Origin of the sequence: Rhodanobacter sp. KK11 (assembly GCF_033345435.1) — a bacterium.
Taxonomy (GTDB): domain Bacteria; phylum Pseudomonadota; class Gammaproteobacteria; order Xanthomonadales; family Rhodanobacteraceae; genus Rhodanobacter.
The window spans coordinates 137,378-162,098 of record NZ_JAWPMI010000003.1; the positions used below are offsets into that span (position 1 = coordinate 137,378).

Consider the following 24,721-nt stretch of genomic DNA (forward strand, 5'->3'; position numbering starts at 1 on the left):
TGCGCACCGGGCTTTTGTGACCGTCGCAGGCGCAATGCGTCAATCGCGCGACTTGGCTACCACGCTGCCATCGTCCGGATCGACCAGCAGGTCGACATCACTACCGTTCGTGGTCCTGGCGTCGGCACTCCACAGGCCGTGCTCGTACTCCACGTCATGGACGTTCTGGTAGCCAGCTGCCGCCAGTTTGGCCGTGACCTCATCCTTGTTGAGTCTGGACGGTGCATCGTTGACGTAGACCTTGCCGCTCACCGGCCCCGCGGCGAGCTCGACCCATTGCTTGTTGCCGCCGCGGGCCTTGCTGCGCCATACGCCGTCCTTGAACTCCAGCCCCTTGACCTCCTTGTAGCCGGCGTCGGCGATCGCGGTCTTGATGGCCTCCTCGTTCAACGCGCCGGTCGGTGGTTGGGAAGTCCTGGTCGAGGTCGTGGTGGTGGTCTGGGTGGTCGTTGTCGTCGACTGTGCGGCGGCAGGCAGATCCTGTGCGAAGGCCGCACTGCCAAGCGACAGTCCGATCAACAGGGGAAGTACGTGCTTGATCATGGGGGACTCCTTCTGGTTTGACGCGGCACGCGACGCCGGAGCCGGCGTGCCCTGGCGGTGGGGGACTGATGGGACCACCGTGCCCGGAACGACGGCGTGAAGATGCAAGCCCGAACCCGAAAGCCTGACCGAAGCACACTGGGTGCGCGCCGGCGTGCCCGGCCGCGTGCGAATCGCGCACGTCCTGCAGCGACCGACATGGGCACAAGTCGCTAAAATGGCGGTTTCGCCACCGATTCGGCAAACACCACCATGTGTCCAACCTTCCGGGTCCGTCTGCTTGCCGCACTGTGCTTGCTCGTCGCGTTGCCATCGGTCGCCAGCGAGCCGGGCACGCCGACCATCGGCCAGCAACGCGAAGCCGTGCTGTTCTGGCCGCAGGCACAGCGCGAAGTGCAATTCCGGCAGATGGGCAAATTGTTTCCCAGCGATCGCGCCGCGCGCGGCACGCATGTCCACGCCTTGCCGCAGGGCAAGCCGCTGGCGCTGGGCGGGCAGGGTGCTTCCGGGTTGCTGGCCAGCTACATGGACCGGCACCACCTCGCCGGCGTGATGGTGCTGCAGAACGGTCGCGTGCGCCTGCAGCGTTATGCGCTGGGTTTCGGGCCGGCGCAGCGCTGGGAGTCGTTCTCGGTGGCCAAGTCGGTGACTTCCGTCTTGCTGGGGATCGCGTTGCAGCGTGGCGACATCCGCAGCCTGGACGACACGCTGGGCATGTACATCCCGGAGTTGCGCGACAGCGCCTATGCCGAGGTCACCGTGCAGCAGCTGCTGACGATGACCTCCGGCGTGCAGTGGAACGAGGACTATGCCGACGCGAAGTCGGACGTGGCGCAGATGTACATGCACGCCTGCGTCGACGGCCAGGCGCACATCGTGTCGTACCTGAAGAAGCAGCCGCGGCAGTGGCCCGCCGGCACGCACTGGAACTACAACACCGCCGAAACCGACCTGCTCGGCATCCTGGTGCAGCGGGCCACGCACCGTTCGCTGGCGGCGTATCTCTCGCAGACGATCTGGCAGCCGTACGGCATGGCCGCCGACGCGACCTGGATCAAGGACGAGTGCGATGGCAGCGACACCGGCGGCAGCGGCCTGTCGGCCACGCTGGGCGACTACGCCCGGCTGGGGCAGTTCATGCTCGACGGCGGGCGCATCGCGGGCAAGCCGGTGATCGCCGAGGCGTGGCTGGACGGCGCGCTTCGCCGCCAGGAAAGCGTCGACGACCCCGACCGCGGCTACGGCTACCTGTGGTGGACCGATACCGACGGCAGCTATGCCGCCATCGGCATCTTCGGCCAGATGGTCTACGTCGATCCGTCGCGCCAGCTGGTGATCGCGCAGGTCGGCGCGTGGCCGCATGCCACGTCCGACGAGCTGGTCGCCGCGCGGCGCGAGTTCGTGGCCTCGGTGAAGCTGGCGGTGGATGCGGAACGGAAGGCGACGACGTACTGAGCCGCGAGGCCATCAGGGCAGGTTTTCCTGCTCCCTGCGGCGAGCGCGCGGAGTCTTTTCATAAGTGAGGCGGCGCGCCGCGAGGGATGAGGGCGCCGGCGCAGCGGGACTCCGGCCTCCGCCCGTACCCGCGCGGCGCTGACGGAAGCACGCAATCAGGTCGCTCGGCCTTACAGGAACATGCCGCCGGACGCCTCGACGCGCTGCGCATTGATCCAGCCGCTGCCGGGGGCGAGCAACGCGGCAACCGCGCCGCCGATGTCGTCGGGCAGGCCGGCTCGGCCCAGTGCCGTGGTGCCGGCGACCAGTGCATTGAGAGCATGGTTGTCGCGCACCGCGCCGCCGCCGAAATCGGTTTCGATGGCACCGGGCGCCAGCGTGTTCACGCGGATGCCGCGCGCGCCGAGTTCCTTCGCCTGGTAACGGGTGAGCACTTCGATGCCGCCTTTCATCATCGCGTACGCGGCGTAACCGGGCAGGGTAAAGCGGGCCAGGCCGGAGGACACATTGAGGATGCGGCCGCCATCGGCGATCAGCGGCAGCAACGCCTGGGTCAGGAAGAACGGTCCCTTGAGGTGGACGGCGCTCATCAGGTCGAACTGCGCGGGCGTGGTGTCGGCGAAGGAGGCATGCGCGCCCGACCCGGCGTTGTTGAGCAGAAAGTCGAAATCGTCGCGCTGCCAGTGACTGGCCAGCGCCTGGCGAACCGTGTCGGCGAAGGCCGCAAAGCACCCGATGTCGGTCAGGTCGAGTGGCAGGGCCACGGCGCGACGGCCTAGCGCTTCGATCGCGCTGACCACGGCCCGTGCTTCGTCGGCGTGGCTGCGGTAAGTGAGGATGACGTCGGTGCCCTGGCGGGCTAGCGCCAGCGCAGCATTGCGACCAAGGCCACGGTTGCCGCCGGTGATCAGGGCGATGGGAGAGATGACGGTCACGGGTATTCCTGCTTCGGTGGGAGGGTGGGCATCAAGTTATTGGTTTCAATCATCGGCATAAACAATGAAAATGAAATCTGTCTGTTCATTCATGGATAACAAATACCGTGCACGACATCGACGCCATGAAGGTCTTTGCCCGCGTGGCCGAGCGCGGCAGCTTCACCCGGGCCGCGGCGGATCTGGGCCTGCCCAAGGCCAGCGTCTCGATCGCGGTGCAGCAGCTGGAGACACTGCTCGGGACCCGCCTGCTGCATCGAACCACCAGGCGCGTGGAACCGACCCAGGATGGATTGGCGTTTCTGGAGCGCTGCCGCGACATGCTCGACGACATCGACGAGCTGCAGTCGATGTTCCGCGACGACGAGCGCGACCTGCGCGGCCGCCTGCGCGTGGATATGCCGACCACCTCGGCACGCCTGTTCGTGTTGCCGCAGCTGCCGGATTTTCTCGCCGCACATCCCGGCATCGAACTCGAGCTGAGTTGCGCCGATCGGCGCGTCGACCTGATCCACGAGGGCTTCGACTGCGTGCTGCGCGTCGGTGCGCTGGAGAATGTCGACAATCTGGTGGCGCGGCCGCTCGGGCAGCTCGTCATTGGCACCTTTGCCAGCCCGGGCTATCTGGCGCGTCATGGCGAACCGCACAGCCCTGACGATCTGGGCGGCCATCGCATGGTGCACTACGCGCAGAGTTTCGGTGGACAGCCGGATGGCTTCGAGTACGTCGACGCCGATGGCGTGCAGGTGCGGCCGGTAGCGGGTGCGCTCACGGTCAACAACACCGAGAGTTATCAGGCTGCTTGCGTCGCGGGGCTGGGCCTGATCCAGGCACCGACGGCCGGCCTGCAGCCCCTGGTCGACGCCGGTCAGCTGAGGGAGGTGCTGCGCGATTACCGTGCCGCGCCGATGCCGATGAACCTGCTGTATGCGCATCGACGCCATCTGCCTCGTCGCGTGCGCGTGTTCATGGAATGGCTGGCCGGGCGCCTGGCACCGATTCTGGTCTAGCCGAAGCGGCCGGGTTCCGGCCGCACGGATACCTCGCCGGCGAGCTGCGCGTCGCCCCGCCGTTGCGTGGCATGGCGGCGAACGCGCCCGGTGCCGCTGCGACTTTCGAGCCGGGCGCAGGCCGCGCCTGGCCCACCCATCCGCCGGGATCGTCACCGCGGGGCAAGGCTGGGCCCGCAGCGAGGCGGGCCGTTCGTGGGGATCAATGCCCGGCAACATCTCCGCTGCCCGTCGAACCGCCGGCACTGGCGTCGGCCACGCCGATCGCCGCGATGGCCTGCCTCCCCTCCGGGAGGCGAAGCACGGCGAGGCGGTCGAGTAGATAGAGAAGATGACTGATGAGGAATATCTTGTGGGTCCGACCGCCTGACCCCATTGCCCCATTCCCCAGCAAGGAAAACCCCATGACCACCAAAGCCTACGGCGCCCACGCCGCCGACAAGCCGCTGCAGCCCATCGACATCGCGCGCCGCGTGCCCGGCCCGCAGGACGTGCAGATCGAGATCGCCTATTGCGGCGTGTGCCATTCCGACCTGCATACCGTGCGCTCCGAGTGGGGCGGCACGCTGTATCCCTGCGTGCCCGGCCACGAGATCGTCGGCCACGTCAGCGCCGTGGGCGGCGAGGTGACCGGCTTCAAGGTCGGCGACACCGTGGGCGTGGGCTGCCTGGTCGGCAGCTGCCAGCATTGCGCGGCCTGCGACGAGGGACTGGAGCAATACTGCGAGAACGGTTTCGTCGGCACCTACAACGGCCCGACGAAGGATGCGCCCGGGCACACGCTGGGTGGTTACTCGCAGCGCATCGTGGTCGACAAGAAGTTCGTGCTGAAGATTCGCCATCCCGAGGAACAACTGGCCGCGGTCGCGCCGCTGCTGTGCGCGGGCATCACCACATACTCGCCGCTGCGGCACTGGCATGCCGGCCCGGGCAAGAAGGTCGGCGTGGTCGGCATCGGCGGGCTGGGTCACATGGGCGTGAAGATCGCGCATGCGATGGGCGCACACGTGGTGGCGTTCACCACCTCGGAAGGCAAGCGCCAGGATGCACGGGACCTGGGTGCGGACGAGGTGGTGGTTTCGCGCAACGCCGACGAGATGAACGCGCATGCCAACAGCTTCGATCTCATCCTCAACACCGTGGCCGCCAGCCATTCGCTGGATGCCTTCACCGGGCTGCTCAAGCGCGACGGCACGATGGTGCTGGTCGGCGTGCCGGAGCATCCGCACCCGTCGCCGAACGTCGCCAACCTGATCTTCAAGCGCCGCGCCATCGCCGGCTCGCTGATCGGCGGCATCGCCGAGACCCAGGAGATGCTGGATTTCTGCGCGGACAAAGGCATTGTCGCCGACATCGAGATGATACGTGTGCAGCAGATCGACGAGGCCTACGACCGCATGGTCAAGAGCGATGTGAAGTACCGCTTCGTGATCGACAACGCCACGCTGGCCGACTGAGCCCTGCTTCCCCCCTCCCCTGCGCAGCAGGGGAGGGCTGGGGGGTGCTATTGATCTTCAAATCCAGAGCAAGAGCGTCACCCCCTCCCAACCTCCCCCTGCGAGCAGGGGGAGGGGAAATGACGCGATGCCGGCTTCGCTCCCTCCCCTGCGCAGCAGGGGAGGGCTGGGGTGGGGTGCTCTTGATCTTCAAATCCAGAGCAAGAGCGTCACCCCCTCCCAACCTCCCCCTGCGCGCAGGGGGAGGAGAAATGACGCGATACCGGCTTCGCTCCCTCCCCTGCGCAGCAGGGGAGGGCCGGGGAGGGGTGCTCTTGATCTTCAAATCCAGAGCAAGAGCGTCACCCCCTCCCAACCTCCCCCTGCGAGCAGGGGGAGGGGAAATGACGCGATACCGGCTTCGCTCCCTCCCCTGCGCAGCAGGGGAGGGCTGGGGTGGGGTGCTCTTGATCTTCAAAAATCCAGAGCAAGAGCGGCACCCCCTCCCAACCTTCCCCTGCGAGCAGGGGGAGGGGAAATGACGCGATGCCGGCTTCGCTCCCTCCCCTGCGCAGCAGGGGAGGGCTGGGGTGGGGTGCTCTTGATCTTCAAATCCAGAGCAAGAGCGTCACCCCCTCCCAACCTCCCCCTGCGCGCAGGGGGAGGAGAAATGACGCGATGCCGGCTTCGCTCCCTCCCCTGCGCAGCAGGGGAGGGCTGGGGTGGGGTGCTCTTGATCTTCCAATCCAGAGCAAGAGCGTCACCCCCTCCCGGCCTCCCCCTGCGCGCAGGGGGAGGAGAAATAACGCGATGCCGGCTTTGCTCCCTCCCCTGCGCAGCAGGGGAGGGCCGGGGAGGGGTGCTCTTGATCTTCAAATCCGGAGCAAGAGCGTCACCCCCTCCCGGCCTCCCCCTGCGAGCAGGAGGAGGAGAAATCATTCCCTCACGCCACGAACTGCAGCCTTGCCAGCTCCGCGTACAACCCGCCCTCGGCCAGCAGGCTTTCGTGCGTGCCCTGCGCCACGATGCGGCCGCCATCCATCACCACGATGCGGTCGGCACGCTGCACAGTGGCGAGGCGGTGGGCGATCACCAGCGTGGTGCGGCCTTGTTCCAGCCGCGCCAGTGCCTGCTGGATGGCGGCTTCCGATTGCGCATCGAGTGCCGAGGTGGCCTCGTCCAGCAACAGCAGCGGCGCATCGCGCAGGATCGCACGGGCGATCGCGATACGCTGGCGCTGGCCACCGGACAGGCGCACGCCGCGCTCGCCCAGTTCGGCGTCGTAGCCGCGGTCCAGCGCGCTGATGAACTCGTGCGCCTCGGCGGCGCGGGCGGCTTCGCGCACCTCGTCGTCGCCGGCGTCCTGGCGGCCGAAGCGGATGTTGTCCGCGGCGCTGCCGGCGAAGATCACGGTCTCCTGCGGCACCAGCGCGATCGCGCCGCGCAGGCCGGCCAGGGTGGTGGCACGCAGGTCGATGCCGTCGATGCGGATGCTGCCGCTCTGCGGATCGTAGAAGCGCAGCAGCAGGGCGAACACCGTGCTCTTGCCGGCGCCGGAGGGGCCGACCAGGGCCACCGTCTCGCCCGGCTGGACGATTAGCGTGAAGTCGTGCAGCGCCGCCGCATCGGGGCGGGTGGGGTAGTGGAAGGTCACGCCGTCGAAGCGCAGCTCGCCGCGCATCGGTTGCGGCAACGCCTGCGGCTGCGCCGGGTCGACGATGTCGGCGCGTTCGGCCAGCAGTTCGCCGATGCGTTCCATCGCGCCGGCCGCACGCAGCACGTCGCCCCATACTTCGGACAAACCGGCTACCGAGCCGGCAGCGAATACCGCGTACAGCACGAACTGGCCCAGCACGCCGACGCCGAGGGTGCCGGCCAGCACGTGGCGCGCGCCGACCCACAGCACCAAGGTGATCGCGCCGAACACCAGCACGATCACCGCCATGGTCAGCAGCGCGCGCATGCCGATGCGCCGGCGCGCGGTGGCCAGCGCGCGGGCGATCGCACTGCCATAGCGGGTGCTCTCGATGCGCTCGCGCGCATACGCCTTCACCGCGGTGGAGGCATTCAGGGTTTCGTTGGCGATCGCCGCGGCGTCGGCAAGGCGGTCCTGGCTGGCCCGCGACAGTTTCTGCACGCGGCGGCCGAACAGCAGGATCGGCAGCATCACCGCCGGAATCACCAGCGCGGTGAGGCCGGCCAGCGACGGTGCGGTCCACACCATCATGGCGCTGGCGCCGATCAGCATCACCGCGCTGCGCAGCGCCACCGACACGCCCGAGCCGATCAGCGCCTGCACCACTTCGGTGTCGGCACTGAGGCGTGACAGCAGCTCGCCCACGCGGCTCTTCTCGAAGAAGCCCACGTCGAGCCGGATCACGTGCGCGTACAGCGTCTGCCGCAGCGCGGCCAGCGCGCGCTCGCTCAGCAGGGTGATGCAGAAGTAGCGCGCGGCGGTGGCGAAGGCCAGCACCAGCGCCACGCCGAACAGCACGATGAAGGTCTGGTTGATCACCGCCGGGCTGGAGTGGCCGAAGCCCTGGTCGATGATGTGGCGGAAGGCCATCGGCAGTGCCAGCGAGGCGCCGGAGGACAGCGCCAGGAACAGCAGCCAGCCCAGCGCGAGCGCACGGTGCGGCTTCAGGAACGGCCAGAGTTCGCGCAACGCGCCGAGGCGGTGGACGGGGCGGGAGGTGTCGGTGGCGGGGTCGCTCATGGGCACTCGCAGGCGGATCAAGGATGCACGCGGCCCGCGCACGGGCGATCCGTTCAAGGTGGGGCGGCTTGCCGCCGATTCAATCCAGAGCTGCGTGATGGTGGCTCAATCCAGCCGTCGCGCTTCGCTGCGGCCGCGGCTGATGTCGCTGATTCGCAGGCAGGCTTCGGCGACGCGGCTGTCCGGCAGGCGCAGTTGCAGTTCCACGCCGTCGGCGCCGAATGCCTCGTGTTCGACCTCGGCCTGCAGGTCTTTCAGGCGGGCCTTGAGCAGGGCCAGCTCGGCGAAGTCGCAGCGCAGGCCCAGCCGCGCCATCGCCACGATCGGCACGCGCTCGGCACGGCGCAGGCATTCCGCCGCGGTGCCGCCGTAGGCGCGCACCAGGCCGCCGGCGCCCAGCTTGATGCCGCCGAACCAGCGCGTCACCACCACCGCGACGCGGTCCATCGCCTGGCCCTCGATCGCCTGCAGGATCGGCCGGCCGGCGGTACCGCCGGGTTCGCCGTCGTCGTTGAAGCGGTAGTCCTGGCCGAGGCGGTAGGCCCAGCAGTTGTGCGTGGCGGTGGGGTCGCCCACCTCGCGCACGAAGGCCAGCGCCTGCTCGGCGGACTCGACCGGGGCGGCCTGGGCGAGGAAGCGGCTTTTCCTGATCTCTTCCTGATGGCGACACGGCTGGGCCAGGGTGGACAGCGTTTCGCTCATGGCTTGCGCAGTTTCGCCTGCAACTCCGGCGGCAGCTCCCATTGCGGATGTGCGTGGCGGAACGCGGCCAGCCGCTGCTGCGCCTGGTCGTCGTGGCCCTGCGCGAACAGTTGCCGGATCTTGTCCAGTTCCTGCGCCGGCGTGTCGCTGGCGTTCGCCGCGGTGTCGGCGGCGGCGGGTGGCGCCGGCGCGGCGGCCATCGTGGCTTGCCGCATGTACGGCGCACCGGCGGCGGCTTCCGCTTCCGCAGTCGCGGGCCTGGCCACCTTGGCGGCAGCCTTGCTGGCGGCTTGTGCGTTCGCGTCGGCTGCGGCGCGCCGCGTGGCGTCTGCCAACTGCTCTTCGCGGGCGGCGGTTGAGGCCTGCTTGTCGGCCACGGTCCGGCGTGGCCTGGTGGCCATGGACGCGGGAGGCACTGCGGCAAGGGGCGGCGGTGCAGCTTGCTCCGGCGGTGCGCCTGCCGGAGCCGGTGGCGCAGGTGCGTTCGATGCCGCCGCGACCACCTCGGCCTGCGCCGGCGCAACGCTGCCGCTCGCCACCGGCGCGGATTCGCTTCGGGGTGATTCGTGCATGCGCCAGGCCAGTCCGGCGGCGAGCACGAGGGCGGCGGCGCTGCCCAAGCCGAGCAGCCAGCGCGGCCGGGGTTTCCTGGTGGCTCCCGCCGACGCTGCGGGAGCGACGGCAGCGGGCTTCGGATGCACCCAGTCGCCGCGCTCGCGCGGGGCCTTGCGGCGCTCGACCGGGACGGCGGCTCGCGTGCCATCGGTTTCCAGCGCCTGAGCGGCCGCGCGCAACACGGCCGCGTCCAGCGCCGGGCCGGGTTCGTGCTGCGGCAGCTGGCGATACAGCGCGGCCAGCTCGGCTTCGCCGGGCAGCGTCTCGTCCGGCTCGCGTGGACCGTGTGGTGGCAGTGGCGTGGTCATTCGGACAGCACTTCGCGTAGACGGGTCATGGCATAGCGCAGGCGCGACTTCACCGTCTCGCGGCCGGCGCCGGTTACCGCGGCGATCTCCTCCAGGCTCAGTTCCTGTTCCAGCCGCAGCAGCACCGCCGTGCGCTGCTCGTCCGGCAACTGCTCGATCGCGCGCTGCAGGCCGCGGCGGCGCTCGAACTCGGACAGCGCATGGTCCGGTTGCTCGCGTTCCGGCGTGGCGAGGTGGGCCAGCGCGGCTTCGGCCTCGTCGCCGTCGGCCATCGGCCGCTGGCGGCGTGCGTTGTCGATCATCAGGTTGTGCGCGATCTGCAGCAGCCAGGTGCTGAACTTCGCCTGCGGCTGGTAACGCGCCCGTGCGCTGATCACCCGGCTCCAGGTTTCCTGGAACAGCTCGTCGGTGCGATGCGGATCGCGCACGCTGCGCAGCAGGAACCGGTACAGCATGCCGCGATGGCGCGCATACAGCGCCTCGAACGCGGCCAGGTCGCCGCGCGCGTAGGCAAGCATCAGCATGGCATCGGGATCGACCGCGGCATCCATGGAGGGCGAGGGTAAGGCAAATTGCCGGAGAACGGGTAGGTGGCGAGGGCGTTCCGCGAAAAGCCTCACCCCCTCCCGACCTCCCCCTGCACGCAGGGGGAGGAGCAAAGTCTGGCGGCACCGTGCCTGGCAGGCATGGCTGCGCTGCCCCCCTCTCCTGCACATGGAGAAGGGCCGGAGCGTGCCGCTCCTGCTCCCTCCCCTGCGTGCAGCGGAGGGCCGGGGTGGGGTGCTTCCGGATGACGCACCCCGCGCCGCAAGGCAAGCAGGCTCAGCGTGCCGCCGTGTCGCTGGCGTCGTCATGTCCGTGTGCGGCCAGCCCACCGGCGAGTTTCACCAGTTGCACCAAGCCGGCGCGGTAGCCGTCGGCATCGCTGCCGCGGGCACCATGGGCGAGCTGCGCGATCTGCGCGTAGCCGTAGCCGTCCAGGTACTTGCCGCCGCGCAGGGCGTCGGCGAAGGCGGCCACCGCGGCGGCGAAGCGCAGGCGTTCACTGGCCTGTGCTTCGGTCTGCGCGGCGATCGGCCGTTCGATCAACTGGCTATCGGACTGTCCCGGCAGCTTGTAGCGCAGGCGCAGGAAGGCCAGTTCGTTGCCGCTCCCGGTCGGTGCGGACGGGTTGCCGTAGCGCAGCGGGTCGATGCGTGCGGCGGCCGAACCCTTCGGGGTGATCTCGTAGATCGCGGTGACGTTGGCGCCCGCGCCGATCTCGCCGGCGTCGACCTGGTCGTTGTTGAAATCCTCGCGCTTGAGCAGACGCTTCTCGTAGCCGATCAGGCGGTATTCCTGCACCTGCGCGGGGTTGAATTCGAGCTGGATCTTCACGTCCTTGGCGATCGTCAGCAAGGTGGCGGACATCTCGTCGACCAGCACGCGGCGGCCTTCCTGCAGGCTGTCGATGTAGTGGTGGCTGCCGTTGCCCACATCGGCGAGCATCACGGCCATCGCATCGTTGTAATTGCCTTCGCCGAATCCCAGCGTGGTCAGCGCCACGCCACTCTTCCGGTGATCCTCGATCATGGTCTTCAACGCTTCTTCGCTGACCGTGCCCACGTTGAAATCACCGTCGGTAGCCAGCATCACCCGGTTCACGCCGCCCTTGATGAAACCCTGTTCGGCCTGCGCGTAGGCCAGTTCGATGCCGGCGCCGCCATTGGTGGAGCCGCCCGCGCCGAGGCTGTCGATGGCTGCATTGATGGTGGCGTGCCGGTCGCCGGCGGTGGAGGGCAGGGCGACGCCGGCAGAGCCGGCATAGGTGACGATTGCCACCCGATCCTGTTTGCGCAGTTCGCGCACCAGCTGTTTCAGCGAGGCCTTGAGCAGCGGCAGCTTGTCCGGCTCGTTCATCGAACCGGAGGTGTCGATCAGGAACACCAGGTTCGAGGCGGGGATCTGCGCCTTCGGCACGCGATAGCCCTGGATACCGATCAGCAGCAGTTGGCGCTGTGCATTCCACGGCGCCGGCCCCAGCTCGGTGGTGACGCTGAATGGTTGTTCGCGGTCGGCCGGCGGCGTGTAGCCGTAGTCGAAGTAGTTGATGAACTCCTCGGCGCGCACCGCGTCGGCCGGCGGCAGCCAGCCCGCGTTCAACATGCGTCGCACGTTGGTGTACGCGCCGGTGTCGACGTCGATGCCGAAGGTGGACACCGGCTGCTCGCTCGCCAGTTGCACCGGATTGCTGTCGCGGTGGGAGTAGTTCTCGCGGTTGATGTCGCCAGGCATCGGTTGCATCGGCAGGAGCGGCGCCGGCATGTAAGCCATTCGCTGTGCGCTATGGGACGTCGCGGCGATCTCCGCCGCCACGGGCGGCGCGGGAGGAGCGGGCCTCGTTGCGGGCTGGCGGTCGATCCGGCCATCGGCCTTGTCCCGATGAAGGTTCCGCGCCATGGCCGGGGCCGATTTGGCGATCGGCTGTTCGACGGGTGGAGCTGCGGATGCGCGCTCGATCCTGCGCACCGGGCGGTCGGCGTCGGGCCGGGATACGCTGCAGCCGGCGCCGATCGCCAGCAGGGCCAGCAGCAGGCTGCGCAGCAGGACTTTCACGTTCATGGGGCGGTTCTCCTCCGGTGGGTGGAAGATGGAACGCCGCTTCGTGCCGGATGGGGTTGGTCGCCGCGCGGTAACATGGCGCCTTCGACGGGATCCACCGGAACACCATGATCAACAACGACGTACTGCGCGCCATCCGCTACATGCTCGACCTCAGCGACGCCAAGGTGGTCGACATCATCCATCTGGCGGATCCGTCGGCTTCGATCGGGAAGGAGGACGTGCAGGCGTTCCTGAAGAAGGACGACGAGCCGGGCTACGCCGAGTGCAGCAACAAGGTGCTGGCGCTGTTCCTCGACGGCCTGGTGTTCCATCGCCGCGGCAAGGACGACAGCCGACCGCCGCGCCCGCCGGAGAAGCGCGTCACCAACAACGTGGTGCTGAAGAAACTGCGCGTGGCGTTCGAGCTGAAGGACGTGGACATGCACCAGATCCTGGAAAGCGCGGGTTTCCCGGTTTCCAAGCCCGAGCTGAGCGCGCTGTTCCGCCAGAGCGGGCACAAGAATTTCAAGCTGTGCGGCGACCAGCTGCTGCGGAATTTCCTGAAGGGACTGACGATGCGGATGCGCGGCGCCGGCTGAGTCGGTCGCGCCGCGTACTGCTGCCAGGCGCTGTCAGCAATGACGGTCGCAAGATGGCTGGCACGATGGGCTTCGCCTGGCGGTTCGAGCATCATGGGCGAATCCCCCCGTCGCCACTGCACCCATGTCGTCACGCTCCGCCGTTGCCCCGCTCGTGTTTGCCGTCGGCATGCTGTTGATCAGCATGGTCTCGTACCAGTGCGGCGCGTCGCTGGCCAAGCACCTGTTCCCGCAGGTTGGCGCGCAGGGCGCCACGGCCTACCGGCTGGGGCTGAGCGCGCTGATCCTGCTGTTGTGGCGGCGGCCGTGGCGACGCTCGGGCGAGCGGCGCGACTGGCGCGCGCTGTGGGGCTACGGCCTCGCCATGGGCGCGATGAACCTGGTGTTCTACATGTCGTTGCGCACGATTCCGCTGGGCATCGCGGTGGCGCTGGAGTTCACCGGGCCGCTGGCGCTGGCGCTGTTCGGTTCGCGCCGCCTGCTCGACTTCGTCTGGATCGCGCTGGTGGTGGCCGGGCTGGCGCTGTTGCTGCCGCTGCGCGGACAGCTGCACGCGCTCGATCCGGTAGGCGTGATGTACGCGCTGGCGGCCGGCGCCGGCTGGGCGCTGTACATCGTGCTGGGCAAGCGGGCGGGGGCGAGCCACGGCGCGGACGCGGTGACGCTGGGCACCTCGGTCGGCGCGCTGCTGGCGATCCCGTTCGGCATCGCGCATGCCGGCAGCGCGCTGCTGTCGCCGGCGCTGCTGCCGTACGCGCTGGGCGTGGCGGTGCTCAGCTCGGCGTTGCCGTATTCGCTGGAGATGATGGCGCTGACCCGCCTGCCGGCGCGCACCTTCAGCACCTTGCTGAGCCTGGAACCGGCCATCGCGGCGGTCGCCGGCGTGGCCTTGCTGGGCGAACGGCTCAGCCTGCTGCAGTGGCTGGCCATCGCGACGATCATCGTGGCGGCGGCAGGTACCGCGTTGAGCGTGCAGCGGCCCGCACTGGCGGAGCCGCTGGCGAACTAGGCGGCGCGCCGCCGCTCACGATCGCAATGCCTCGCTGGCATTCACCGTCGCCTTGCGCTCCTGCTTGCCCCAGCCCACCGACGGTCCCTTGATGGCGGTCCATACCGAGCGCACCACCACGTAGTACATCAGCTGGCGGTAGCCGAAGCGTTGCAGCACCAGCCACCACAGCAGGCTCCACTTTTCCTTCTTCTCCAGCGCGAACGCCAGCGCCGACGCGCCCAGGTCGACCGCCATGAAGGCGGCGTAGAACGCCAGCATGCGCAGCAGGTTGGTGTCGTCGAACTGGGCGCGGTGCTGCAGGTAGTCCATGCCGGTGCTGACGATCTGCCACACCAGTACCAGGTCGACCAGCGGCGACACCACCGAGAACAGGATCTGGAACAGCCACACCTGCGGCAGCGCCACCGTGCCGAGCGCGCCGTAGCGCGGGTTGAAGGTGGCGTCGCGGTGCTTCCACAGGCACTGCAGGGTGCCGTAGGCCCAGCGGAAACGTTGGCGGGCGAGGCCGCGGGCGGTGTCGGGCGCCTCGGTCCAGGCGACCGCCTCGGCGTCGAACAGGGCGTGGTAGCCGGCTTTCTGCACCGCGATGGTGAGGTCCTGGTCCTCGGCCAGGGTGTCGGCAGGGAAACCGCCGAGCCGTTCCAGCGCCTCGCGCCGCCACGCGCCGACGGCGCCGGGCACCACGGTGATCGCGCCCAGCGCGGCCAGCGCGCGGCGTTCGAGATTCTGCGCGGTGATGTATTCCAGCGCCTGCCACAGCGTAATCAGGTTGATCCGGTTGCCGACCTTGGCGTTGCCGGCCACCGCGCCGACCTTCGGGTCGGCGAACCAGCGCACCAGGCGCGAGATGGTGTGCGGCTCGAACTGGGTGTCGGCGTCCAGCGCCACCACCACGGCGCCGTGCGATTCGCGCAGCGCGGTGTTGACCGCGTGCGCCTTGCCGCCGTTGGGGATGCTGATCAGCCGCACGCGCGGCTCGGCGGCGTAGTGCTCGCGCACCACTGCGGAAGTGCCGTCGGTGGAGCCGTCGTCGACCACGATCACCTCGAGGTGGGCGTAGCGGCTCTTGAGGATGCGGCGGATCGAGCTGGCGATCACCTTCGCCTCGTTGTAGGCGGGAATCAGCACCGAGACCAGTGGGGGTTCGTCCGGCAGGGCCGGCGGTGCGCGCCGGCGCTCTTGCCAGCGGTTGACCAGCGCCAGCCCGCCAAGCAGCAGCAGCCGGGCCACGCCGAGCGTGATCGCGGCGGTGAGCAGCCAGCGGATCAGGTGGCCGAACCAGCCCAGCGCGAGGAACACCGAGCGGTCGGCCCACTGCGACAGCGAACCGGGCGCCAGCGACGGCATGGTCTGTTCGCGGCTGAGCCCGGCCAGCGTCGAGACGGTGGCGAAGTCGTAGCCCTTCGCGCGCAGGCCATCGATGATGCGCGGCAGCGCCGCGATGGTCTGCGAGCGTTCGCCGCCGGCGTCGTGCAGCAGCACCACCTGGCCGGTGCGCTCGGAGTTGCTGGCGGCGACCTGGCTCAGCACGTTGTCGACGATCCGGTCGACGCCGGGGCGCTGCCAGTCTTCCGCGTCGACGTGCAGGCCGACCGAGATGTAGCCCATCTTCTGGGCGATGCCGATCGGCACCAGTTCGTCGGCGGTGGTCGGTTCGGCGTCGCCGAAGTAGGGCGCGCGGAACAGCCGCATCGAATGGCCGGTGAGCGCCTCGAACAGGCGCTGGGTGGCGTTGAGTTCCAGCGACACGATGCCTGCGGGGCTGTCGCCGAGGTTGGGGTGGGTGAAGGTGTGGTTGCCGACATCGTGGCCCTCGGCGACTTCCCGCTGCACCAGCTTGGGCGACATCTCGGCGTTCTCGCCGACGATGAAGAAGGTGGCCGGCACGTGCTTCGCCTTGAGAATGTCGAGGATCTGCGGTGTCCACTGCGGGTCGGGGCCGTCGTCGAAGGTCAGCGCGATCTTGTGCGGCAGCGTGCCGGCACGGCGGATCACGTAGGAGCTGGGCAGCGCGCTGTAGCTCTCGTCGTCGATGCTGCCGTCGTCCTTGTCCACTTCGATGCTGCGTGCGCCGGGCGACGGCTGCGCAGCAATTTCCAGCACCTCGCCCTGGCCCTCGATGTCGATGTCCTCGCCCTGACCGATGGTACGCAGTTGCTCCGGCGCTGCCGCGCCGTAGGGCCGGCCGAGCACCGACCACACCGACGGGTCTTCCGAGCCCAGCCGCCACAGCGCGTAGCCATAGGGTCGGTAATCGTCGGCGGCGTGGATCTGGTTGTAGGCGGTGACGCCGTCGAGGAACCAGACCTGGTGCGTGCTGCCGTCGTCCTCGCTGTAGGAGAAGTTCGGGTTCTGCGTGTCCGGGTCGAACGCGATGTCGGCTTGCGCGTCGCCGGCGCGGTCCATCGCGTCCTGGAAGGTCAGCGCCTCGGCGTTCTGGCCGTGTGACCAGTCGTAGCCGTAGCTGCCGATTGCGACGATGACCTGGTCCGGGTCGAGCGCCTTCATGCGCTTGTCGAGGGTGCTTTCAAACCAGTCCTGGGCGGCGATGCTGCCCGGGTCCTTGCCGGCCCAGTGCTGGTCGTAGGCCATCAGCAGCTCGAAGTCGACGATGTCGGCGTAGCCGGCGTAGTCCCAGCTGGCGTCGTCGAACGGCACCGACAGCACGATGCCCCAGCCATGCGGGTCGAACGCGTCGTTGAGTTCGTTGAGGAAGGCCTTGAGATCCTTCTGCGAGGTTTCGGGCACTTCCTCGAAGTCGACGGTCACGCCCTGGAAGCGGTTGGCGCCGAGGAACGCCACGATCTGCGCGATGCGTGCCTGGCGCACGGCCGGGTCGGCCAGCATGCGCGCCAGGCCGGGGCCGTCCCAGTTGCCGTTTGCCGCGTTCTGCAGCAGCGGCAGGATCGGCGTGGACGGTTTCTGTGCGCGGATCAGGTTCAACGCCTTGGCGTCGATGCTGGTGTGCAGCGCCATGTCCGGGCCGCTGAGGCTCATCCAGGTCGGGATGACCCAGTCCAGCGTGGGCAGCGCGCGCTTCAGCGACGGGTAGCTGTTGTCGTCCCAGTTGACGTAGAAGCCGATCGCCAGCGGCCGGCCGGCCGGCTTGTCCAGCGACGGCGGCGGCGTGTGCGTGGAAGCAGCCTTGCTGGCGTGCGTGTGTCGCAAGTGCAGCAACTTCTGTCGGGCGCGCACCTCGGCGGCCAGCCGGGCCGCCGGCTTCAGCAGTTCCGGTTCGGCCGCCTTCACGCCGGCCAGCGCGTGCCGGGTCCGGCTGTGCTCGCCGATGTGCAGGCCGGCCATGCTGGGCCACACGAACAGGCTGGCCGCGCACGCCACCACGAACAGCGTGCTGACCACCGCGGCAACCAGCGCCAGCCGCGAGACGTGGCTGGCCCGCCGGCCGGTGGGGTCGAAGAAAATCGGTTTTTTCTGCATGCGGGGATCGGGTCGGCGAACGCCGTGCTGCGTGGCTCTGCGTGGATCTCGGCGCCGCCCTGGCTTGGCGCGGCGCCGGGATGCGCAGTATCGCCGATCCGGATCCGGCCACGCAGCGGGCCGGTGAAGGCGGTCAGCCTGCGTTGCCCATCCGCCGGCTCAGCCGATCAGCGGTCCCGCCACCGGTTTGCTGAAGTCCTGCGGCGTCAGCGTCTGCGTCAGCCGGAACACGCCTTCGTGGATCTTGCGTGGCAGCACCACGTCGAGCACGGTGGTCTGGTGCGGCCCGAGCATGGCGAACAGGTCGTCACCGGCGTCGCTTCTGGCCAGCGCGTGATGGACCAGACCGTCGAGGTCGACCGGCCGCACGCTGGCGCCGTAGGGGCGGTGGCTGGCGACGGCGGGGCGCAGTGTCTTGCGGCTGTTGCGCGGGTCGGCCACGCGCTCGTCGCCGGCGAGCAGGCTGTGGTCGAGGAACAGCGAGATGGTGGTGCGCTGCTTCGAGTTGGCCTGGCGGTCGAGCAGGAAGCCGTCCGGCAACAGGTTGGGGCTGGCCTGGCTGCCTGCGGTGAGCAGGAAACCGGCACCGGTCAGCGCTTCGCCGGCCTCGTCGGCGAGCCGCACGATCAGCAGGCTGCGCGGGTCGTGGATGTGCACGCGCGGGGCGAACGGCCCGGCCGGTTCCAATTCCACCTTGTCGGCGTCGCGCGCGGCGTTTTCACGCTCGAAGGCGTCGCACAGGCCTTCGTAGTCGTCGGCGCCGCGCACCTGCAGGCAGCGCAGGATCGCCTGCACGGTGGCCGGCGCGGCGCTGGCCATGATGCCGCGCTCTTCGCCCGAGTGCGCCGCGCCGGCGATCAGCTTGAACGCGCAGCGCGGTCCGCGGCTGAGGGTGAGCGCCAGCGTGTCGATGCCACCGGCGCCGCTGGCCTGCGGCGACAGCACGGCGTGGTGGGCGTTGAGGTTGGCCGCGGCGATGCGCACCACGCCGTCGGAACCGTCCTCGCCGGTGTAGCTGTTGAGGTGGTCGTACAGCTGGCGGTCGGGTCGATCGCCGGTCAGCACGAACAGGAATTGCCCGCGCTGCGCCGGGTCGTCGCCATGGATGTAGTCGAGGTTGAGCGACAGCGATGCGGCACTGCCCAGTTCCAGCCAGTCGAGGATGCGCTGCCCCGGTTCCACCCCGCCGAACCATGCCTTGAGCCGGCCGAGCAGGCCCTTGCCCAACTGCGCCAGCGCCGAGCCGAAGTTCGCCGGTGCCAGCATCACCAGGTGGCTGAGCCGGATCGTGCTGTGCGTGGCCGGCTTGTCGCGTTGCGCGCGCAGCCACTCGCGCACCACCGGACCGCCGGTGGAGTGGGTGACGCAGGCGAAGCTGGCGTCGAGCAGGTGCAGGTCACGCAGCGCGTGGTCGAACGCGCGCACCAGGTCGGGCATGGTCACCGCGTCGTCGAAGCTCACGTATTCGGACAGCCAGATGTCGGCCAGGGTCAGCGCGAGGCCGGCGGCGGCCGCCTGCTGCTGCAGCTGCTGCGGCAGCTGGCCGTAGGTCGAGGTATTGGTGACGCTCCAGCCGTGGACGAAGACGAGGGTGGTCATGGCTCAGCTCCGGTGCAAGGGTCCGGTCCGGCGAAGACTGTGCGCAGAGCGGTTCAGTCCGCGCCATGCCTCGGCATAATGGCACCCTCGCCCCGCCATCTCCACCGGCCTTGCCCATGACCGTGAACGTGCTGCTGATCCTGATCGTGCTGGCCGTGGCGTTGGCGCGGCTGCGTTGGCGCCGTTGCAGCTACGCGCTGCTGGCGTCGGCGCTGGCCCTGCTGCTGGCCACCGGCTGCGGGCCGTTGCCGATCTGGTTGCTGGCGCGGCTGCAGGCGGGCTATGCGACGCAGGCCCCCGCCTGGGGCCAGCGCAACGCGATCGTGCTGCTGGGCGCCGGCACGGTGCGTGCAACCGGCGGCGAGGTCGAGCCGAGCCTGCTTGCCTACGGCCGCATCAGCAAAGCCGCCGAGCTTTACCGTGCGTGCCGACAGGGCGGGCGCGAGTGCAAGGTCGAGGTGAGCGGCGGCGACGCGCGCGGACTCGGCCGGCCGGAGGCGCTGGTCTATGCAGGCAACCTGCAGCGGCTCGGCGTGGATGCCGCCGACCTGCTGCTGGAGCCGCGCAGCATGAACACCTGGCAGAACGCGCAGTTCAGCGGCCCGCTGCTGCAGGCGTACGGCGCCGACCGCGTGCTGCTGGTGTCGTCCGGCTACCATCTGCGCCGCGGCCTGCTGTACTTCGCGCACTTCGGCGTCCATGCCGAAGCGGTGCGCGCCGATTACGTCGACGGCGTGCGGTCCTGGTTGCCGCTGTCGTACAACTTCGCCATGGCCGACCTGGCCCTGCACGAGTACGCCGGCATTGCGCGCTACCGCGTGTACAACGCGATGGGCTGGAACGCGCGGGCGACGAAACCCGGCGCACTGTAGGAGCGCACCCCGTGCGCGATGGCTCTTCACCACGTGACGGAAAGCATTCGCGCACAGGGTGCGCTCCTACATGGATTCGCGCATCACCATCAGGCGAATCTCGCTCATGTCCTCGATGGCGCTGCGCACGCCCTCGCGGCCGAGGCCGGACAGCTTCACGCCGCCGTAGGGCATGTTGTCCACGCGGAAGCTGGGGATGTCGTTGACGATCACGCCGCCTTGTTCCAGCTCGTTCCAGGCGCGCATCGCATGGTCGAGGCTGTCGGTGAAGATGCCGGCCTGCAGGCCGTAGTCGGAGTCATTGACCATCGCGACGGCGTCGTCGAACTTCTCGAACGGGGCGAGCAGGGCGAACGGGCCGAACGCCTCCATGCGGTTGGCCTTCGCATCGGCCGGCACGTTCTCCATCAGCGTGGCGTCGAGCATGTTGCCGTGGCGCTTGCCGCCGCAGAGGATTTTCCCGCCGGCCTTCTTCGCCTCGAGAATCCAGCCGTGCAGGCGTTCGGCGGCGGCCGCGTCGATCATCGGGCCGAGGAACACGCTGTTGTCCTTCGGGTCGCCCGATTTCAGTTTCTTCGTGGCGGCGACCAGCTTGCGCTTCAGCGCATCGTAGACATCGGCATGGGCGTAGATGCGCTGCACGCCGATGCAGCTCTGGCCGGACTGGTAGAACGCGCCGAATACCAGCCGCTGCACGATATGGTCCAGCTTGCCGTGCTGATCGGCGTCGACGATGCACGCGGCGTTGCCGCCCAGTTCCAGCGTTACCTTCTTGTGCCCGGCGCGCGCCTTGAGCGCCCAGCCGATCTGCCCGCCGGTGAAGGAGAGCAGCCTGAAACGCGGATCCTCGACCAGCGGAGCGGCATGCGCGCCGTCCAGCGGCAGGATCGAGAACGCGCCGCGCGGCAGGTCGGTCTCGGCCAGCACCTCGCCGATGATCAGCGCGCCGATCGGAGTCTTCTCCGACGGTTTCAGCACGAACGGGCAACCGGCGGCGATCGCTGGCGCCACCTTGTGCGCGACCAGGTTCAGCGGAAAGTTGAACGGCGTGATGAAGGACACCGGGCCGATCGGCACGCGTTTGGTGTAGCCGTGATAGCCGTCCAGTCGCGCGGCCAGTTCCAGATTGATCGTCTCGCCGTTGATGCGCACCGCCTCCTCGGCGGCGATGCGGAACGTCTCGATCAGCCGCGTCACCTCGCCGGCCGCATCCTTGATCGGCTTGCCGGCCTCGATGCACAGCGCCTCGGCCAGTTCGTCGCGGCGCTCGGCGAAACGCGCCGCGCAATGCTGCAGCACCGCCTGCCGCGCCCACGGCTTGAACTCGCGCATCGGCTTCGCCGCTTTCACCGCGGTGGCGATGGCCTTCTCGACGGCCCTGGCATCGGGCACCGCCACGCGGGTGGCGAGCTTGCCGCTGAACTTGTCGAAGACGTCCAGCATCGTCTTCGCGGTCTGCGGCTGGTTGGCGAGGTAGTAGGGGTAGCTCTTGTTCAACATGGTGCTTGCCTGCGGCTGCGATCCGACAAGCATAGGGCGTCGCGGTGTTCAGGGGTCGTGAGGCGGGGTGCCCGTGTGGCGCGCGTCACGCCGCGCTGATGCCCGGCGCGAAGTGGTTGGTGGTGTTGCCCGATGGCCCGACGGCAAGCGGGACCACCGCGGTTCCGGTGCACTCATGCGGCCAGCGCGATCAGGTCTTCCACGCAGCAGAACAGGTGTTCCGGCTGGATGAGTTCCAGCGAAGCGCGCGTGGCGTAGCCCCACGCGACGGCGCCAAAGGCCACGCCGGCCGCGCGGGCGGCCTCGGCATCGGTGGCCTGGTCGCCGATGTAGATGGTGCGGGCCGGATCGATGCCGGTGGCGTGCAGGGCGCGCGCGATGCGACGGCGCTTGCCGAAGATCGACGCGCCGCACTCGACATGGACCAGCCGCTGCCAGTGAGCGTCGCCGAGGATCCTCCGGCAGTTGCCGGCGGTGTTGGACGAGACCAGGGCCAGCGCCGCTCCGCTCTGCTGCAGGCGTTCCAGCACCGGGCCGATGCCCGCGAACAACGGGATGTCCGCCTCGCGCATCAACCTGGCGAAGCTGCGCGCGACCAGCGGCAGCTTCCAGCGCGGCAAGCCCACGTGGCGCATGATCTCGCGCGCCGGGCGACCGCGCAGCGTCTCGATTTCCGCCGGCGCGATACGGCGGAAGCCATGGCGGTCGGCGAGCTGGTTGTGCACGCTGACGAAGAACGCGAAGGAATCGGCAAGCGTGCCGTCCAGGTCGAAGATGATCAGGTCGTATGGCATGGAAAAGCCCGGGCGGCGCGCGTGATGCGCACCGCCCCTGGGGGTGAAGTGCTCAGGCACCCGTCTCGCCGCAACGGCACGGCTGGCCGGTGCCGCAGCCGCAGCCGCAACCGGACTGGCTGGCAGGTGCGGCCTGGCAGCCGCAGGTGCAGGTGGCGCCGGCGCAGCTGGGGCAACGGCAGGCGAAGGTGTCGATGGTGTTCATGGTCGTGTCCTCGTTGGGTTCGGAAAGGGCTACGGAGGCTTGCTCCGTGGTGCCATTGTCGGCATCGCCCCTATCGGGCGCTTGAACCAAGGGGCTAACCTTCGCACGTCCTGTCTCGACGCGAAGAGCCGCCATGCCCCGATCCACGCCTGCCGCAGAACCCCGTCGCGCGGTCGTCGGCGTCGGCCGCGTGGCGATGTGGAAAGGCGGCAGCGTGTGGATCGGGCGCGACACGGGCCAGGCGCAGCCGCACAGTCACCACGCCATCCAGATCACGCTGGCCGCGGCGCAGCCGTTCCGCATCCGTGGCGCGGCGGCGGGCGCCTGGCAGCAGACCTCGGCCGCCATCGTCATGCCGGATCGGCCGCACTTGTTCGACGGTTGCGGCCACACGGTGGCGCTGGTGTTCGTCGAGCCGGAGACGCTGGCCGGTCGCGAACTGATCGCGCGCCATCGGCAGCACGACGTGGACCTGTTGCGCGACGAAGGGCTGGCGGCCCGCACGGCGGCGCTGCATGCCGTGTTCGAAGCACGTGGTACGGACGTTGCGCTGGTGGAGGCCGCGCAACGCATCGTCGAGCATCTGGCAGCCCAATCCACGGGACCGCAAGCCGTCGATCCGCGCATCGCACGGGTGCTGGATCGCATCCGCGAGCGCCCCGATGCAGAACTCACCCTGGCCCTGGCGGCCGCCATGGCGCACCTGTCGCCGGGCCGCTTCCGGCATCTGTTCGTGGCGCAGACGGGCATCTCATTCCGTGCCTACCTGTTGTGGGCGCGCGTGGGGCTGGCCGTGGCGCGAGGCATGGCGGGTGACTCGTGGACGGACGCGGCGCAGCAGGCTGGCTTTGCCGACTCGGCGCACCTCAGCCGTACCTGCCGCCGCATGTTCGGCATCGCGCCGACGATGCTGGTGCGCGAGGACGCGGCGGGACAGAACCGGGTCTAGGCAAAGCCGGACCGGACGCGCTTACCCGCGCGGCTTCGCCGGCCGGCACTCCCTCACCAGTAGCCCCAGTTCCCCATCCACCAGGCGCGCGCGCAGCGCGCTGCCGGCTGCGACACCCTGCACCGAGCGCAGCACCTGGCCGTTTGCATCGAACAGGATCGCGTAGCCGCGTTCGAGCGTAGCCAGCGGGCTGACTGCGTGCAGTGCATGGCCGGCGTGGCGCAGCACTGTCTGCCGGCGTTCGAGGGCGTGCGCGATCGCGCGGCGCAGGCGCTGATCCTGTTCGGTCAGCCGGCGCGCCAGCAGTGGCAGGCGTGCACGCGGATGCTGGGCCAGTAGGCGCGCGTGCAGGCGCTCGAGTCGGGTGCGGCGACGCTGGCCTTGCTCGCGCAGCACGGCAGTGAGGCGGTGCTGCAGGTGCTGCAGCCGTTCGCGGTCGCGTTGCAGCCGCGCCTGCGGCCGCTGCGCCTGCAGGCGCGCCAGCAGGTGGTCCACGCGTTGCGCATTCGCCTGCATGCGGCGTTGCTGGAGGGTGGCCAGGCGTTGCTGCAGCTGGCGCAAGTGGCGGCCGACCGCCACCGCGTCGGGCACCAGCAATTCGGCGGCGGCCGACGGCGTGGGCGCGCGCAGGTCGGCGACGAAGTCGGCGATGCTGAAGTCGATCTCGTGGCCCACCGCGCTCACCACCGGCACCGCGCTGGCGTGGATCGCCCGCGCCACCGCTTCGTCGTTGAACGCCCACAGGTCTTCCAGCGAACCGCCGCCACGGGTCAGCAGCAGCGCGTCGTAGCGCGCACTGGCCGAGGCCTTGCGCAACATGTGGACGATCGCGGGCGGCGCTTCGCGCCCTTGCACCGGCACCGGCAACACCTCGACCTCGGCCAGCGGCCAGCGCCGTGCCAGCACGCTCATGACGTCGCGCACGGCCGCGCCGGTGGCCGAGGTGATCACGCCGATGCGTCGCGCGTAGCGGGGCAGCGGGCGCTTGCGCGCGGTGTCGAACAGGCCCTCGGCGTCGAGCCGCGCCTTGAGCTGCTCGAACTCGCGCTGCAGCGCACCTTCGCCGGCCGGCTCCATGGATTCGACCACCAGCTGGAACTCGCCGCGCGGTTCGTACAGGCCGACCCGAGCGCGCAGCAGCACCTGCATGCCGTCGGCCGGACGAAAGCGCAGCGCGGTCGCCTTCATCTTGAACATCGCGCAGCGCACCTGGGCGCCGCTGTCCTTCAGGGTGAAGTACAGGTGCCCGGACGCGGGCTTGGCCACGTTCGACAGTTCACCTTCGATCCACACCAGCGGCAGCGCGTCGCCCAGCAGGTCGCGCACCAGCCGGTTGAGCGAGCTGGGGGTAAGGACGTGGCGTGGCGTGGAGTCGTCGAATGGCGCTGGCATAAGGGCGCGAGCCTAGCACGCTGACGGTATCAAATTGCGGGAAAACATCTGCTTGACG

At 69.3% G+C, this 24,721-nt stretch carries 20 protein-coding genes; 7 read left to right on the forward strand and 13 right to left on the reverse strand.

What is annotated here, in order from left to right; translation table 11 throughout:
* Positions 1-39: 39 nt before the first annotated feature.
* Positions 40-543, reverse strand: a complete 504-nt coding sequence (locus R5H19_RS08555) for a PepSY domain-containing protein (RefSeq protein WP_318158565.1) — start codon at positions 541-543, stop codon at positions 40-42.
* A 252-nt stretch (positions 544-795) separates the two neighbouring features.
* On the opposite strand from R5H19_RS08555, the gene R5H19_RS08560 reads away from it, so the two are divergent.
* Positions 796-1,998, forward strand: coding sequence for a serine hydrolase domain-containing protein (locus tag R5H19_RS08560; RefSeq protein WP_318158566.1), 1,203 nt, complete (start codon positions 796-798; stop codon positions 1,996-1,998).
* A 170-nt stretch (positions 1,999-2,168) separates the two neighbouring features.
* On the opposite strand, the gene R5H19_RS08565 is transcribed toward R5H19_RS08560, so the two are convergent.
* Positions 2,169-2,939 (reverse strand): SDR family oxidoreductase, encoded by a 771-nt coding sequence (locus R5H19_RS08565; protein ID WP_318158947.1) that lies wholly within the window; start codon positions 2,937-2,939, stop codon positions 2,169-2,171.
* Between the two features lie 101 nt (positions 2,940-3,040).
* Here R5H19_RS08565 and R5H19_RS08570 point away from each other — a divergent pair, with 101 nt between their 5' ends.
* Together R5H19_RS08570 and R5H19_RS08575 are read left to right on the forward strand one after the other, a co-directional pair.
* Positions 3,041-3,943, forward strand: a complete 903-nt coding sequence (locus R5H19_RS08570; RefSeq protein WP_318158567.1) for a LysR family transcriptional regulator — start codon at positions 3,041-3,043, stop codon at positions 3,941-3,943.
* Positions 3,944-4,347: 404 nt separating this feature from the next.
* Positions 4,348-5,400 carry an NAD(P)-dependent alcohol dehydrogenase gene (locus tag R5H19_RS08575; RefSeq protein ID WP_318158569.1) on the forward strand — a complete coding sequence of 351 codons (1,053 nt, stop codon included), beginning with the start codon at positions 4,348-4,350 and terminating at the stop codon, positions 5,398-5,400.
* 922 nt (positions 5,401-6,322) lie between these two features.
* Here R5H19_RS08575 and R5H19_RS08580 read toward each other — a convergent pair.
* The 5 genes from R5H19_RS08580 to R5H19_RS08600 form a co-directional block, all read right to left on the reverse strand.
* A complete protein-coding gene (locus R5H19_RS08580; RefSeq protein WP_318158570.1) occupies positions 6,323-8,095 on the reverse strand; it encodes an ABC transporter transmembrane domain-containing protein in 1,773 nt (590 codons plus the stop codon).
* Between the two features lie 105 nt (positions 8,096-8,200).
* The gene (locus R5H19_RS08585) at positions 8,201-8,797 is read right to left on the reverse strand and encodes a YigZ family protein (RefSeq protein WP_318158571.1); all 597 of its coding nucleotides are present in this window, start codon (positions 8,795-8,797) and stop codon (positions 8,201-8,203) included.
* Entirely contained in the window at positions 8,794-9,720 is a 927-nt protein-coding gene (locus R5H19_RS08590; RefSeq protein ID WP_318158572.1) for a hypothetical protein, read from the reverse strand. Before R5H19_RS08590 ends, R5H19_RS08585 begins: the two co-directional genes overlap by 4 nt.
* The gene (locus tag R5H19_RS08595; RefSeq protein WP_318158574.1) at positions 9,717-10,271 is read right to left on the reverse strand and encodes an RNA polymerase sigma factor; all 555 of its coding nucleotides are present in this window, start codon (positions 10,269-10,271) and stop codon (positions 9,717-9,719) included. The genes R5H19_RS08590 and R5H19_RS08595 overlap by 4 nt, the downstream gene beginning before the upstream one ends.
* Positions 10,272-10,542: 271 nt before the next feature.
* Positions 10,543-12,321 (reverse strand): VWA domain-containing protein, encoded by a 1,779-nt coding sequence (locus R5H19_RS08600; protein ID WP_318158575.1) that lies wholly within the window; start codon positions 12,319-12,321, stop codon positions 10,543-10,545.
* A 107-nt stretch (positions 12,322-12,428) separates the two neighbouring features.
* Between R5H19_RS08600 and R5H19_RS08605 the strand changes: the two genes are divergently transcribed.
* Positions 12,429-12,902, forward strand: coding sequence for a DUF1456 family protein (locus tag R5H19_RS08605; protein WP_318158576.1), 474 nt, complete (start codon positions 12,429-12,431; stop codon positions 12,900-12,902).
* A gap of 169 nt (positions 12,903-13,071) precedes the next feature.
* Positions 13,072-13,911: an EamA family transporter gene (locus R5H19_RS08610; RefSeq protein WP_318158577.1), complete on the forward strand. Its 840-nt coding sequence runs from the start codon at positions 13,072-13,074 to the stop codon at positions 13,909-13,911.
* 15 nt (positions 13,912-13,926) lie between these two features.
* Here R5H19_RS08610 and R5H19_RS08615 read toward each other — a convergent pair whose 3' ends face one another.
* Both R5H19_RS08615 and R5H19_RS08620 read right to left on the reverse strand, forming a co-directional pair.
* Complete coding sequence (locus R5H19_RS08615) at positions 13,927-17,352, reverse strand: glycosyltransferase (protein WP_318158578.1); 3,426 nt, start codon at positions 17,350-17,352, stop codon at positions 13,927-13,929.
* A gap of 159 nt (positions 17,353-17,511) precedes the next feature.
* Entirely contained in the window at positions 17,512-18,951 is a 1,440-nt protein-coding gene (locus tag R5H19_RS08620; protein WP_318158579.1) for a phospholipase, read from the reverse strand.
* A 116-nt stretch (positions 18,952-19,067) separates the two neighbouring features.
* On the opposite strand from R5H19_RS08620, the gene R5H19_RS08625 reads away from it, so the two are divergent.
* The gene (locus R5H19_RS08625; protein WP_318158580.1) at positions 19,068-19,823 is read left to right on the forward strand and encodes a YdcF family protein; all 756 of its coding nucleotides are present in this window, start codon (positions 19,068-19,070) and stop codon (positions 19,821-19,823) included.
* Positions 19,824-19,889: 66 nt separating this feature from the next.
* Here R5H19_RS08625 and R5H19_RS08630 read toward each other — a convergent pair whose 3' ends face one another.
* From R5H19_RS08630 to R5H19_RS08640, 3 genes are all read right to left on the reverse strand, one after another.
* Entirely contained in the window at positions 19,890-21,323 is a 1,434-nt protein-coding gene (locus R5H19_RS08630) for an aldehyde dehydrogenase family protein (RefSeq protein WP_318158581.1), read from the reverse strand.
* A gap of 173 nt (positions 21,324-21,496) precedes the next feature.
* Positions 21,497-22,117 carry an HAD hydrolase-like protein gene (locus R5H19_RS08635; protein WP_318158582.1) on the reverse strand — a complete coding sequence of 207 codons (621 nt, stop codon included), beginning with the start codon at positions 22,115-22,117 and terminating at the stop codon, positions 21,497-21,499.
* A gap of 52 nt (positions 22,118-22,169) precedes the next feature.
* On the reverse strand, positions 22,170-22,322 hold the full coding sequence (locus tag R5H19_RS08640) for a hypothetical protein (protein WP_318158583.1): 153 nt from the start codon (positions 22,320-22,322) through the stop codon (positions 22,170-22,172).
* Positions 22,323-22,455: 133 nt separating this feature from the next.
* Between R5H19_RS08640 and R5H19_RS08645 the strand changes: the two genes are divergently transcribed.
* Positions 22,456-23,271 (forward strand): AraC family transcriptional regulator, encoded by an 816-nt coding sequence (locus R5H19_RS08645; protein ID WP_318158584.1) that lies wholly within the window; start codon positions 22,456-22,458, stop codon positions 23,269-23,271.
* A gap of 21 nt (positions 23,272-23,292) precedes the next feature.
* On the opposite strand, the gene xseA is transcribed toward R5H19_RS08645, so the two are convergent.
* On the reverse strand, positions 23,293-24,663 hold the full coding sequence (gene xseA, locus R5H19_RS08650; RefSeq protein ID WP_318158585.1) for an exodeoxyribonuclease VII large subunit: 1,371 nt from the start codon (positions 24,661-24,663) through the stop codon (positions 23,293-23,295).
* Positions 24,664-24,721 lie beyond the last annotated feature (58 nt).